Source organism: Sinorhizobium chiapasense (assembly GCF_045277575.1).
GTDB classification, from domain to species: domain Bacteria; phylum Pseudomonadota; class Alphaproteobacteria; order Rhizobiales; family Rhizobiaceae; genus Ensifer; species Ensifer chiapasense_A.
Map to the genome: position 1 here is coordinate 2,049,099 of NZ_CP144205.1, position 12,908 is coordinate 2,062,006.

The following is a 12,908-nucleotide window of genomic DNA, read 5'->3' on the forward strand; positions in this document are numbered from 1 at the left end:
TGTTAAATAACTGATTTAATTAGGATATTCACAAAAATTCAGCCGCAAACTTGCGCCCGGAGACTTCTCGCTTATATTAGCGACGCCCCAGGTTCGCGCTCGTCTGTCCGAGTCGCATTTCAGTTTTGGGCCCCCTTCAACCGACAGCGCTCTTTGTCGGTGGACCAACGAAGGAGACACTTCATGTCCTTTAAGAAAGACCTAACCAAGGCCCCCGGCGCGTCTCTGTCCCGCGTCAATATCGGAGCCGCCATCAAGCGTTCGCGTGAAACCGCCGGCTATTCGGTCGACGATCTCTCGGTCACGACCGGCCTGACGGAAATCGAAATCTCGAAGATCGAACTTGGCGCCGATACCGATCCCGCCAAGCTGCAGCGCATCGCCGCCGCATTGCAGGTCTCGCCGCAGACCTTTAACGCCGCCTGACAAGCGGGGGCGGTGCGCCAAAGACAAGCGCGCCGCCGCCTTCCACCGCCGGCCGATCCGGCGGCAACCGGCTGAAGCCGCGTCATCCGAACGCGCGGCGCTCCCGAGGCCGGCCACGCCACCAAAACCAACGCATTCCGTCACTACTGCATGTCTCCTTAAATCGACCTCGATTTAAGGGCAAAGACATGCAGCAAATCAAAGTTCTGCAGCGACCTTTGCGCGTCTGATTAGACGCGCGGCGCTGTAGGCAATCGGCCCGGCCGAGCGGCCGTCGACGCCGCGCGCCGGCCTCGTCGCGGGCATCCTGGCCCGGTCCGTAATAAAACCCGTGCCGGTTCGGCCAAGAAAAATAATCGGACGAAAAGCCTGGTATTACAGGGTCGTAGAGAGGTTTTCACAAACACCTGAAAACGCAAAACCGGATATTTATGTTGAACTGAAAAAAGTATCGCCTATATATCGTCGCATCGAATATTGCTTGTGACCTTTGACGAAGCGCTTCCGCGCGGCCAGATTTCCTCTCAAATATCGATTACGGCCGGGAGAATATCTTCCGGAAAACTCAACGAATGAAAGGAAATCATCATGGCTTCGGGCACTGTAAAGTGGTTCAACAGCACCAAGGGCTTCGGCTTCATCCAGCCCGATGACGGCAGCACCGACGTGTTCGTCCATATCTCGGCTGTAGAACGGGCCGGCATGCGCTCGCTCGCCGAGGGACAGAAGATCACCTTCGACGTCGTCGCCGACCGCCGCACCGGCAAGAGCTCGGCCGACAACCTCAGAGCGGCTTGATTTGTCATTCGCTCTCCCCTGACCACGGATGTACTGGCAGGGAAGCGCTTGAATGACGGGAAGAGGTCGGGGAAACAACCCGGCCTTTTTGCGTCTCTGGATCCTTCGATCTCCGGTGAAGGAGATCATCGTGCCGCAAGCCTGCGTATTGAGCGAAAAAGCCGCGCTCTCGGCCTGCGCCGCACCGGCTTTCCGCCCCGAAGCAACGGGTCGGACCGCCACCACCGCTCGACCTTGGCTCAGTCCTTGAGCACATGGATAGGCCGACAGTCAGAAGTCACGGCATCGTCTGATGCTGCCCGTGAATCGATGAAGGAGAACGTAACTTGCAGGTACTTGTCAGAGACAACAATGTTGACCAGGCTTTGCGCGTCCTGAAGAAGAAGATGCAGCGAGAAGGCCTGTTCCGCGAATTCAAGGCGCGCACCAGCTACGAAAAGCCGTCGGAAAAGCGCGCCCGCGAGAAGGCCGAAGCGGTACGGCGCCAGCGCAAGCTGCAGCGCAAGAAACTCCAGCGCGAAGGCCTGCTGCCGGCGTCCAAGCGGCCTGCAAAGTCGCGCTGATCGCACCGCAGTCCCGCCTTGCGGCGGACCATGCGAGAGACAAGGCCGGTGGCGCTGTGGCGCCACCGGGACCCGGAAACCGGGCAGGTCCGTGGGCGAGGCTGAACCGCCCGGACAAAGCCTCATCCCGTCGCCATTATTTCTTTAGGCCCGACGCGATTTGCAGGTAAAATTACCCGGAGAATCAAAAGACTACAGCGACCGTTGCGCCCCTGCGCAGCGTTTTTGACAGCAAGACAGCACTCCTGCGGCGTGTCCGCCCTCCGATGGCGTCACGCCCATCCTGCGGAGACAAGTCATGACGTTTACCGGCAGCAATCTCTTCAAGCCCGGCAAGGCTCCGACCGGCGACAAGGCCGGCGCCAATGATCATTCGGCGAAGAACATCATCGCCGCCGAGAAGGTCGCCCGCGACAAGAAGACGGAGAAGCTGAAAGCGCTCCGCCTCGAACGCGCCGCCGCCGAGCCGCAGGCGCCGCCGCCCGCCCCCAAAACCTCCCGCAAAACCACCCGCAAGACACGGCGGCCGTGATCGATCACCCCGCGGCTGTCGCCCATCGCCCGTGAGAACGAACTTGTATTGGGCGTATTTGAAGCGCATGGTCATGCATCGACATTGGCCTAATTGGCTTTTCGCGGCGTCAGAGGTCCACGGCCCGCCAATTTCCCATTATCGACGGCTAAGCTTGCGCGACTGGAAAGCCGAGCGCGAGCGCAAGCGGACCGGCAGTATCTTGCCACAGCGCACGCTCGGGAAAGCACGGGGCGAGACGCCTCGACGGAATGAAAGCAGATTGCGCCAAGCGCGACACTTCCGCCCGGACGTCCGACCGCCGCGCAAGCCGCCTGCACGACGACACGCGCAGGCAACACCAGGATTGGACGACCATATGTTCCAGGACCTCGCACATAGAATTCGCCGATACGACTACACGCTGGCGGCAATCAAGGCGTCGCTGGTCTTGTCGCTGCTGTTCGTCGCCTTCGTTATCTTCAGCGGCCTTCTCTGGTAGCATCGCGAGCCTCGCCCGTTCGCGCGCCACCACAGCGCCGCGCGTCTGATCGGACGCGCAAGGGCCGCTCTCGAACTTCGATCTTCTGCCCGTCCTTAGATCGAGGTCGATTTATGCGGTCAGCTCACGCCATTGTTGCCGATGATCGGGCCGAGCACGTTGCGGCGAGGCCGTGATCGGTGGCAAATTCCACATTTGAAAATCTGAGAAACCTTCTGCCTGCTGCATGTTTCCTTTAATCGTAACCGATTAAAGGACAAAACATTCAGCGTTCAAAGTGCTACAGCGACCTTCGCGCGTCCGATAAGACGCGCGGCGCTGTAGTCGGCAATTGCCCCCATTGCGCTTTTCAACGGGACCTCCCATGGCACTGCACCTCGAAACTCCGCTGATCGAATCCCTTCCGCTGAGCCTCGCATCGGGCTGCTCCGTCTGGCTCAAGATGGATGCGCTGCAACCGCCGGGCTCGTTCAAGATCCGCGGCGTCGGGGCGGCCTGCGAGCACCATGCGCGAAACGGCAAGCGGCGTTTCGTCTCCTCGTCCGGCGGCAATGCCGGCATGGCGGTCGCCTATGCCGGCCGCCGGCTCTCCATTCCCGTCTCCGTCTACGTTCCGGAAACAACCACCGAGCGGGCGAAGGCGCTGATCCGCCAGGAAGGCGCCGAAGTGATCGTCCACGGCGCCGGCTGGGACGAGGCGAATGCCCGCGCGCTTGCGTCGCTCGATGCCGAGACCGCCTTCATCCATCCCTTCGACGATCCCCTGCTGTGGGCCGGGCACGCCACTGTTATCGACGACGTCGTCAAGGCCGGCCTCGCCTTCGATGCTGTCGTGCTCTCGGTCGGCGGCGGTGGGCTGCTCTCGGGCGTCGCCGAGGGGCTGGAGCGAAACGGGCTGCGGGATATTCCCATCATCACCGCCGAGACCGAAGGCACCGCATCCTTCGCAGCCTCCGTCAAGGCGGGAAGGCTGATGACGCTTCCCTCGATCAGCGGCGTTGCCACCTCGCTCGGCGCCCGAAAGGTCTGTGAGCGTGCCTTTGAGGTCAGCCGGAGCCATCCGGTCGAATGCGTCGTTGTCAGCGACCGGGCGGTCGTCGAGGCCTGCACCCGCTTCCTCGACGACCACCGGGTGCTGGTGGAGCCCGCCTGCGGCGCGGCACTCGCGGTCGCCTATACCCGCGCCGATCCGTTGCTGCGCTTCGAGCGGGTGCTGACGATCGTCTGCGGCGGCGCGACGACGACGGTCGAACGGCTGCAGGCCTGGTAGGCCGCCTGACGTTTAAAGCGCGTCGCGATCTTTCAGATTCGCTCCTTTGCTTTAAGTCTTTGATTTTTCGTATGTCGTTATCGCAAAACCGCCGCACACTTTTGCGCGACATACTTTAGGCGGCACCGCCCCTTTCCGCATGCAGCGGAAAGACAAGCCAGTCCCCAAGGTTCCGGCGCGACAGGCGCGGACCGATAGGCAGGCATCCGCCGCTGACCGTTGACCATGGCCTGGCGCTCAGGCAGTCTCTTGCCATGGCCAGAGGCGTGCTGCTCGATCTCTCCGGCGTGCTCTATGACGGCGACACGGTGCTGCCGGGTGCCGTCGCGGCGGTCTCGCGCCTCAGGGCCGCCGACCTGCCTCTCCGCTTCCTGACCAACACCACACGGCAATCGAAGCGCCAGCTCGTCGCCCAGCTCCAGCGTTTCGGCTTCGATTGTGCCGCCGACGAAGTGTTCACGCCGGTTGCTGCCGCGCGCGCCTGGCTCGAGGCGAACGGCCACCAGCCGCACCTGCTCGTTCATCCCGCGCTTGAGGAGGACTTCGCCGATTGCCGCAAGGACGGCCCCGCCGCCGTCGTCGTTGGCGATGCGGCCGAACGCTTCAGCTATGACAGCCTCAATACCGCCTTCCGTGCGCTGATGGCCGGCGCACCACTGCTGGCGCTCGCCCGCAACCGATTCTTCCGGGATCGCGACGGCGAACTGAGCCTCGATGCCGGCCCCTTCGTCGAGGCGCTGGAACATGCGAGCGGCACCAAGGCGACACTCTTCGGCAAGCCCTCCGCCGATTTCTTCCTGGCAGCCGCAGCGAGCATGAGCCTTGACCCCGCCGATGCGACCATGATCGGCGACGATGCCGAAAGCGATACCGCCGGCGCGCTTGCCGCCGGGATCGGAGAGGCGATCCTCGTGCGCACTGGCAAATACCGCGAGGGCGACGAAAACCGGTTCGCGCCGGCGCCTTCCACGGTCGTCGACGACATAAAGGCCGCCTGCGACCTCATCCTCCACCGGCATTGAACCGCTGTCCTCGCCGCCCCTGGCAAAGGCGGTGACGCGAACTTATGTCCGCTCATAACCTTGCGTTGTTCCAGCCGGTCGGGGAGGCAAATGTACGATAGGCTCACGGTCGTTGTTCGCTACGGTGCGATGGTCGTTCGCTGCCTCTGGTGGCTCACTGTCGTTAGCGGGGCAACGGCTTTCGGCGCCTTCTATGGCTGGCAAAATCACGGCTGGCCGGGAGCGATCTCCCTCGGCCTGGTCGGTTTCGGTGCGGGCATGGCCTTTGCGGCCGCGCCCACCTCATGCCTCGAAATCCTCGTCGATTTCGCGAGGATCTTCTGACCCAACAGCCCTCGGCTCGCCGGATGCCTGCCGCAAAACGGCGATGACGAAGACTGGAATAGCCCGTCAACGAAAAAAGCCGGAGCGCTGCCCCGGCTTCCTTCACTCGACCGTTCGATAAGGCTTAGTTCTTCGCCTTGTCGACCAGCTTGTTCTTGCCGATCCAGGGCATCATGCCGCGCAGCTTCGCGCCGACTTCCTCGATCTGGTGGGCGTCGTTGACGCGGCGGATGCCCTTGAAGCGGGCAGCACCCGACTTGTACTCCTGCATCCACTCGGAGGTGAACTTGCCGGTCTGGATGTCCTTGAGGACGCGCTTCATCTCGGCCTTGGTTTCTTCGGTGATGATGCGCGGACCGGTGACGTATTCGCCCCACTCGGCCGTGTTCGAGATCGAGTAGTTCATGTTGGCGATGCCGCCTTCATAGATCAGGTCGACGATCAGCTTCACTTCGTGCAGGCACTCGAAATAGGCCATTTCCGGAGCGTAGCCGGCTTCAACCAGCGTTTCGAAGCCGGCGCGGATCAGCTCGACGAGACCGCCGCAGAGAACGACCTGCTCGCCGAAGAGGTCGGTTTCGCACTCTTCCTTGAAGTTGGTTTCGATGATGCCCGAACGGCCGCCGCCGACGCCGCAGGCGTAGGAGAGCGCGAGGTCAAGCGCGTTGCCCGAGGCGTCCTGGTGAACGGCAACGAGGCAGGGCACACCGCCGCCCTTCTGGTATTCGCCGCGAACCGTGTGGCCCGGGCCCTTCGGCGCGATCATGACGACGTCGACGGTCGCCTTCGGCTCGATCAGGCCGAAGTGAACGTTGAGGCCGTGCGCAAAGGCGATCGCAGCGCCGTCACGGATGTTGCCGGCGATGTCGGCCTTGTAGATTTCGGCCTGCAGTTCGTCCGGCGTCGCCATCATGATGAGGTCGGCCCACTTGGCGGCTTCCGCAACCGAGAGAACCGAGAGGCCGTCGGCCTCGACCTTGGCAGCCGTTGCCGAACCCGGCTTCAGCGCGATGCGGATTTCCTTGGCACCGGAATCCTTGAGGTTCAGCGCATGGGCGCGGCCCTGGCTGCCATAGCCGACGATGGCGACCTTCTTCGACTTGATCAGGTTGATATCGGCATCACGATCGTAATAGACGCGCATTTTTGTGGTCCTTCCCGTTGTTGTCAGTTGTCTCCGCCGCATGGCGCCAGAACCGGGATCGGCTCAGGCGCCCTACGGCAATTCCTAGTGCTGCAGCAGCCTTTGCGCTTCCTTCGAAGCGCGGCGCTGCCATTTCACTGCTGCAGCGGCCTTTGCGCTTCCTTCGAAGCGCGGCGCTGCCATTTCACTGCTGCAGCGGCCTTTGCGCTTCTTTCGAAGCGCGGCGCTGCAGGCCGTCACCTCTTCGTTCCGTAAAGCGTGAGGAAGGCTGCAACCGCCTGCTCCGCCTTGCGGCCAAAACTCTTCTTCATCTCGCCGGCCTCTTCGCCGAGCAGCATCTTCAGGTGCCAGTCGGAGACGACAAGCCCGTAGAGGGCGCCATAGGCCTCGTCGGCATCCTCGAACGTCAGCAGCCCTGCCTTGCGGCCGGCCTCGAGCAGGGCCGCCGCACGGCGGCCGATCTGCCGGCGCCCGCGCTCCTGCAGCATGTGGCCGAGCTTGGAGCCGTCGCGGCTTGCCTGGCCGATTGCCAGCCGGTTCAGCGCCAGCGACACGTCTCCGGCCAAAACCTCGAGCAGATCCTTGGCAAACACGATCAGATGACGCTCAAGGCTCTCGGCATCGAGCGCCCTGGCGGCAACGTCCTGCGTGCGTACCTTGCTCGCCTGGAAGCCGATCATCGCCGAGATCAGGCCATCGCGATCGCCGAACCACTTGTAGAGGCTTTCCTTGGAGCAATTGGCGGCCCGCGCGATGCCGGCCGTCGTCAGCGCCTTTTCGCCGCCGTCGACCAGAAGACGCAATGCCTGCTCGAGAACGGCGCCCTGACGTTCCGTCAGCCCCTCCCCGGCATTCGCCTCCCTTATCGCCGCAGTCATCTGCACGTCGCCTCACTCCCGATCAGTACCGTACGGTACGGTTCGCATTCTTCTAGTGAAGAGGCCTGGGAGCGTCAAGACGATTCTTACAAGGGGGCGAAATTTCGGCGGGGACGGCGGGGTAGTCTTTATGGTGCACGTCTATCGCCGCCCCTCATCCCCCTGCCGGGACCTTCTCCCCGTCATCACGGGGAGAAGGACGGGTGCGGCGCTCGCTCGCCTCAAAAGCAGGCATCCTCGATCTCCCACCGGAATAAGGCTCCGTTCGGCATCACGCATTCGCTGACAGCTGGCCCATGTGGCGACTTGGCCATCGGCCACGTCCCCTCTCCCCGCCTGCGGGGAGAGGGTTAGGGTGAGGGGCAGGTCTTGCGACACGATCGCACGCGACGCCTCTCCGCAAAAATCTTACCGCCACCCCCGCACAGCCTCCTCGATGAAAGCCGCCACCGCCGCCACGCTCGGAACCCGCGCCCGTTCCGGATGCATCATCAGGTAGGCCGGGCGCTCGGCCGTTGCACCCGGCTCGTCCACCGCCTCGAAGCGCAAGTCGCGCGAGGCGGAGACCTCCGGCAACATCAACTCGGCGCCGAGCGAAAGCGCCGCCTCCATCAGGATCTCCAGCTTGTCGGCAGTCAGCGCCACCCGGGCGCCGGCGCGTAGCCGGTCCAGCGCCTGCATCTCCGGCACATGCGCGAGCGCCGGGCCGTAGCGCACGACCGGGCATGGGCCCGCGCCCTGCCCCTTCGGCCTGAACAGCCGGAAGCGGAGCGTGCCGAGGCTCTTCACCCGCACGGAATCCTCGCCGGTGCGCGCCATGCGGATGGCGATGTCGGCCTCGCGCCGTTCGATGCTCAGCATCTGGTTGTCGGCGATGAGATCAAGCGTCAGGCCGGGATGCCGCTCTTCGAGCCGGGCAAGCGATGGCGCCAGGATGGCGCTCAGCACAAAGCCGATGCTCGTCACCCGCACCTGCCCCTTCAATTCCGCCGTCCGCCGTAACAGCGTCGCGAGCGACAGCGACGCTTCCTCGGACATCGTCCGCAGCCGCTCGACGACGGGAGCCAGCACCGGCGTCGGCGTCAGCCGGCCGTCGATGCGGTCGAAGAGCGCCGCCCCCACCCGCCGCTCCAGCGCCGCGAGCCGTCGCGACACCGTCGTCTGGTCGACGCCGAGCGAACGCGCCGCCTGGCTGAGCGTCGCGCCGCGCACCAGATGGTCCAGCAGTTCGAGATCTGCCCATGTCCCTGCATTCATGCAGATTTGCCTCCGAAAATTTCGGCTCACTCTGCATCAACGCAGTCGCTAAGATCAAGCCCATCAACACCCCCGCTTCGAAAAGCAAGGAGCCTGACGATGACCGCTGCCACCCTTTCGCCCGCCGCCCCCGCAACCCTCTTCACGCTGGCCGGCGTCACGCTCACCCCGCCCGCGCTTGGCGATGCGACGCTGATCCTGATCGACTACCAGAACGAATATCTGGCCGGCCCCTTGCGTCTCGTCGAACCGGAAGCGGCGATCGAGAAGGCGCGGCAGCTTCTGGTCGCCGCTCGTGCCGCCGGCGCCAGGATCATCCACGTCGCCCATCGCGGTGCTGCCGGCGGCGTCTTCGACCGGGCTCAACATCGCGGCGCGATCGTCGATGCGCTGGCGCCGCTGCCAAGCGAAACCGTCGTCGAGAAGCCACGGCCCAACGCCTTCTCCGGCACCGACCTCTCGGAGATCGTCGGGCCGGCCGGCACGCCGGTTATCTTCGCCGGCTTCATGACGCACAATTGCGTCTCGTCGACCGCCCGCGCCGCCAAGGACCTCGGCTACGGCATCACGATTGCGGCCGACGCCTGCACCACCCGCGACCTTCCCTCGCCGACCGGCACCATTCCGGCGCGCGCCCTGCATGATGCCGAGCTCGCCGGCCTTGCCGATCACCACGGCGCCGTCGTCGATGTCGCCGCCTTGATCGCGCCGCGCGGCTGACCGGTCGTCAGCCGTCATCGAAACCCCGGGCGCCCGCCGATCGTGGGCGCCCTCTGTCGCAGCGCAGCTGCGGAAGATTACGAAAATATAATGATCTCAATGCTGTTCGCCGGGGCCGTTCGCTTCTATTTTTGACCTATCCACTTTGGCATCGGCGATGCCGGTTAGGCGCAAGCGATGAGCAAGACAGCAAAGACGGCGCGAGCCGACACCACGCCCCGCGACGACGCGGCCCCCAACGTGACCTTCATTCCTGGTGCAGTGCAGAAGGCGAAGCGCAAGCGTCGCACGCGCTCCTGGCTGTGGCTGCCGGTCGTTCTCGCCGTCGCCGGCGCTGCCTATTACGGCTGGGTGCGCTACGGCGAGGAGCCGGCAGCGGCGGCGATGGTGACCGACGTGGTGGCGCGCGGCGACATTGAAAACAGCGTCACCGCCGTCGGCACGCTCGATGCGGTCAAATCCGTCGATGCCGGCGCGCAGGTCTCCGGCCAGTTGAAGGCGCTGCATGTCGAGATCGGCGACAAGGTCACGCAAGATCAACTGGTCGCCGAGATCGACCCGGCAACGATCGAGAACCGCATCGAGATCGACCAGGCGGAGCTCGCCAACCTCCAGGCGCAGCTTGTCTCCAAGAAGGCGCAGCTCGTTCTGAAGCAGGCCAATATCGACCGCCAGCGCAATCTCGTCGAAGCGAAGAGCGTGGCGCAATCGACGCTCGACCAGGCGATCGCCGATCTCGCCGCGGCCGAAGCCGACGTCAACGCCATCGAGGCGCAGATCCGCAAGCAGCAGGCGACCCTTGCCGGCGACAAGGTCGACCTCGGCTACACCAAGATCTTCGCGCCGATGGCCGGCACCATCGTCGCCAACCCGGCCAAGGAAGGCCAGACGCTGAACGCCAACCAGACGACGCCGACGATCGTCACCATTGCCGATCTCTCGACCATGACGGTGAAGGCGCAGGTGTCGGAAGCCGATGTCACCCGGCTGAAGGTCGGCATGGACGCCTATTTCACGCTGCTCGGCCAGCCGGGAAAGCGCTTCGTCGGCAAGCTCCGGCAGATCCAGCCGATGCCCGACACCGCCAATAACGTCGTGCTCTATTACGCCCTCTTCGACGTGCCCAATCCCGACGGCGAGCTGATGATGTCGATGAGCGCGCAGGTGTTCTTCGTGCAGGCCGCCGCCAAGGACGTGCTGATCGTGCCGAGCGCCGCCTTGAACCACCCGGCCAAGGCCACCGGCGATGCGGCCGGCCAGGGCGGCGGCCGACGTGATGGCCAGAGAAGCGGCCAGGCGAACGGCGCGCGTGGTGAGGCCGGCAAAGCTCAGGTCACCGTCGTCACCGCTTCCGGCGCGCTTGAAACCCGCGACGTCGAAGTGGGCATCCGCAACCGCGTCAGCGCCGAGATCAGGAGCGGCCTCGAAGAGGGCGAGAAGATCGTCGTCAGCACCGGCTCCGGCAGCAGCGGCAACGCCCGTGACGGCCGCAGCCTGCGCGGCATGCGCATGCCGCCGATGTTCTGAGGCTGCCGGCCATGTCCCCGCTCATCTCGCTCAAGCATGTCAGCAAGACCTATTTCAACGGCGATCTCGCCGTCGAGGTCCTGCACGGCATCTCGCTCGACATCGAGGCGGGCGAGTTCGTGGCGATCGTCGGCCAGTCCGGCTCCGGCAAATCGACGATGATGAACATTCTCGGCTGCCTCGACCAGCCGACTGGCGGCGACTATCTGATCGACGGCGAAAGCGTTGCCGACCTCGATACCGATGAACTGGCGGCGCTGCGCCGCCGCACCTTCGGTTTCGTCTTCCAGAGCTACAACCTCATTCCGACCGCCAGCGCCAAGGAGAATGTCGAGGTGCCGGCCGTCTATGCCGGCATGTCGGCCCGCGACCGGCACGATCGCGCCGAGGCGCTGCTCGAAGCGCTGAAGCTTGGCGAGCGCCTCGACCACCGGCCGAACCAGCTCTCCGGCGGCCAGCAGCAGCGTGTCTCGATCGCCCGCGCGCTAATGAATGGTGGCCGCGTGATCCTTGCCGACGAGCCGACCGGCGCGCTCGACAGCCAGAGCGGCTCGGACGTGATGGCGCTCTTGCGCGACATGAACAACCAGGGCCACACCGTCATCGTCATCACCCACTCGCGCGAGGTCGCCGAGCAGGCCGACCGGCTGATCGAGATCCATGACGGCCGCATCGTCGCCGACCGGGCCAAGAAGAGCCGCAGCAATGCCGAAGGTGCGGCCGCCCTTGCCCGCCATGTCAGCGAAGGTTCGGCGGCGATCGCCGACGTCACCGAAGCGGTGAAGATGGCGTTTCGGGCGCTGAAGGCCAATCTCTTCCGCACGATCCTGACGCTGCTCGGCATCGTCATCGGCGTCGGCTCGGTCGTCGCCATGCTGGCGATCGGCACAGGCGCGCAGGACTCGGTCCTGAGCCGCATTTCCTCCATGGGCTCGGACCTCCTGGTGGTGCGCCCCAGCATGGCGAATTTCCGCGGCAGCGCGGGGGGAAGCAACGTCACGCTCATTCCGGCCGATGCCGATGCGATCCTCGAAGTGCCGAATGTCGCCTTCGCCGTGCCAGAGATGACGAGCAGCGTCACGCTCCGCCGCGGCAATGTCGACTACCAGACGACCGCCAATGGCACCGTGCCGCAGTTCACGACGGCGAAATCCTGGAAGATGGCCAAGGGCGAGTTCATCAACCAGAACGACATGGACGCTTACGCGCCGGTCGCTGTCCTCGGCCAGACGGTGGTCAAGACGCTCTTTCCCGATGGCGACAACCCGATCGGCCAATATGTGCTGGTCAACAAGATCCCGTTCCAGGTCATCGGCGTGATGGCGGAAATGGGCGCCACCGCCTTCGGCACCGACCAGGACGATGTCGTGCTGGTGCCTTTGACCACCGGCAGCATCCGCCTCTTCGGCCAGCGCAACGTGCGCACCATCACCGTGCAGGTAAAGGACGGCTCCGCGATCGACATCACCCAGCAGACGATCCAGGCGCTGCTCGACCAGCGCCACAAGCGCCAGGACACGCAGATCACCAACATGTCCTCCGTGCGCGAGGCCTTCACCGAGACCTCGAACACGCTGAAGCTGTTCCTCGGCTCCGTCGCGGCGATCTCGCTCTTGGTCGGCGGCATCGGCGTCATGAACATCATGCTGGTTTCGGTCAGCGAGCGCACCCGCGAGATCGGCGTGCGCATGGCGACCGGCGCCCGCCAGCGCGACATCCTCCTACAGTTCATCATCGAGGCTCTCGTCGTCTCGGCGATCGGCGGCACGCTCGGCGTCGCGCTTGGCCTCGCGACCGGCGCGCTCGCCGGCCAGTTCGGCATGCCCGTCGCCTTCACCCTCGGCCCCGTAGCGCTCGCCTTCGCCTGCGCCTTCCTCACCGGCCTCGTCTTCGGTTTCCTCCCCGCCCGCAACGCCTCACGGCTGCAGCCGGCGGTGGCGCTGAGTGCGGATTGAGGGCTACGACT

The 12,908-nt window shown here is 64.5% G+C and carries 14 protein-coding genes; 11 read left to right on the forward strand and 3 right to left on the reverse strand.

Annotated elements, in window-relative coordinates; all coding sequences use genetic code 11:
* Nucleotides 1–183 precede the first annotated feature (183 nt).
* The 8 genes from QM996_RS10015 to QM996_RS10050 all read left to right on the forward strand — a co-directional run bounded on the left by QM996_RS10015 (nt 184) and on the right by QM996_RS10050 (nt 5,416).
* The gene (locus QM996_RS10015; RefSeq protein WP_429806815.1) at nt 184–426 is read left to right on the forward strand and encodes a helix-turn-helix domain-containing protein; all 243 of its coding nucleotides are present in this window, start codon (nt 184–186) and stop codon (nt 424–426) included.
* Nucleotides 427–1,014: 588 nt separating this feature from the next.
* Nucleotides 1,015–1,224, forward strand: coding sequence for a cold-shock protein (locus QM996_RS10020; RefSeq protein ID WP_500267344.1), 210 nt, complete (start codon nt 1,015–1,017; stop codon nt 1,222–1,224).
* Between the two features lie 326 nt (nt 1,225–1,550).
* The gene (gene rpsU / locus QM996_RS10025) at nt 1,551–1,787 is read left to right on the forward strand and encodes a small ribosomal subunit protein bS21 (RefSeq protein ID WP_500267345.1); all 237 of its coding nucleotides are present in this window, start codon (nt 1,551–1,553) and stop codon (nt 1,785–1,787) included.
* 298 nt (nt 1,788–2,085) lie between these two features.
* Nucleotides 2,086–2,319 (forward strand): hypothetical protein, encoded by a 234-nt coding sequence (locus QM996_RS10030; RefSeq protein ID WP_500267346.1) that lies wholly within the window; start codon nt 2,086–2,088, stop codon nt 2,317–2,319.
* Between the two features lie 358 nt (nt 2,320–2,677).
* Complete coding sequence (locus QM996_RS10035; RefSeq protein WP_282439033.1) at nt 2,678–2,800, forward strand: hypothetical protein; 123 nt, start codon at nt 2,678–2,680, stop codon at nt 2,798–2,800.
* A gap of 364 nt (nt 2,801–3,164) precedes the next feature.
* Nucleotides 3,165–4,070 (forward strand): PALP domain-containing protein, encoded by a 906-nt coding sequence (locus tag QM996_RS10040; RefSeq protein ID WP_500267347.1) that lies wholly within the window; start codon nt 3,165–3,167, stop codon nt 4,068–4,070.
* Nucleotides 4,071–4,324: 254 nt separating this feature from the next.
* Complete coding sequence (locus QM996_RS10045; RefSeq protein WP_500267348.1) at nt 4,325–5,092, forward strand: HAD family hydrolase; 768 nt, start codon at nt 4,325–4,327, stop codon at nt 5,090–5,092.
* A 90-nt stretch (nt 5,093–5,182) separates the two neighbouring features.
* The gene (locus tag QM996_RS10050) at nt 5,183–5,416 is read left to right on the forward strand and encodes a hypothetical protein (protein ID WP_500267349.1); all 234 of its coding nucleotides are present in this window, start codon (nt 5,183–5,185) and stop codon (nt 5,414–5,416) included.
* Between the two features lie 124 nt (nt 5,417–5,540).
* Here the strand turns inward: QM996_RS10050 and ilvC are convergent, their stop codons facing one another.
* The 3 genes from ilvC to QM996_RS10065 all read right to left on the reverse strand — a co-directional run bounded on the left by ilvC (nt 5,541) and on the right by QM996_RS10065 (nt 8,695).
* Nucleotides 5,541–6,602, reverse strand: coding sequence for an NADP-dependent ketol-acid reductoisomerase (gene ilvC / locus QM996_RS10055; protein ID WP_500267350.1), 1,062 nt, complete (start codon nt 6,600–6,602; stop codon nt 5,541–5,543).
* A gap of 194 nt (nt 6,603–6,796) precedes the next feature.
* Entirely contained in the window at nt 6,797–7,438 is a 642-nt protein-coding gene (locus QM996_RS10060) for a TetR/AcrR family transcriptional regulator C-terminal domain-containing protein (protein WP_500267351.1), read from the reverse strand.
* A gap of 408 nt (nt 7,439–7,846) precedes the next feature.
* Nucleotides 7,847–8,695, reverse strand: coding sequence for a LysR family transcriptional regulator (locus QM996_RS10065; protein ID WP_500267352.1), 849 nt, complete (start codon nt 8,693–8,695; stop codon nt 7,847–7,849).
* Nucleotides 8,696–8,794: 99 nt separating this feature from the next.
* On the opposite strand from QM996_RS10065, the gene QM996_RS10070 reads away from it, so the two are divergent.
* The 3 genes from QM996_RS10070 to QM996_RS10080 all read left to right on the forward strand — a co-directional run bounded on the left by QM996_RS10070 (nt 8,795) and on the right by QM996_RS10080 (nt 12,897).
* The gene (locus QM996_RS10070) at nt 8,795–9,415 is read left to right on the forward strand and encodes a cysteine hydrolase family protein (protein WP_500267353.1); all 621 of its coding nucleotides are present in this window, start codon (nt 8,795–8,797) and stop codon (nt 9,413–9,415) included.
* A 177-nt stretch (nt 9,416–9,592) separates the two neighbouring features.
* Entirely contained in the window at nt 9,593–10,942 is a 1,350-nt protein-coding gene (locus tag QM996_RS10075; protein WP_500267354.1) for an efflux RND transporter periplasmic adaptor subunit, read from the forward strand.
* Nucleotides 10,943–10,953: 11 nt separating this feature from the next.
* A complete protein-coding gene (locus QM996_RS10080) occupies nt 10,954–12,897 on the forward strand; it encodes an ABC transporter permease (RefSeq protein ID WP_500267355.1) in 1,944 nt (647 codons plus the stop codon).
* Nucleotides 12,898–12,908 lie beyond the last annotated feature (11 nt).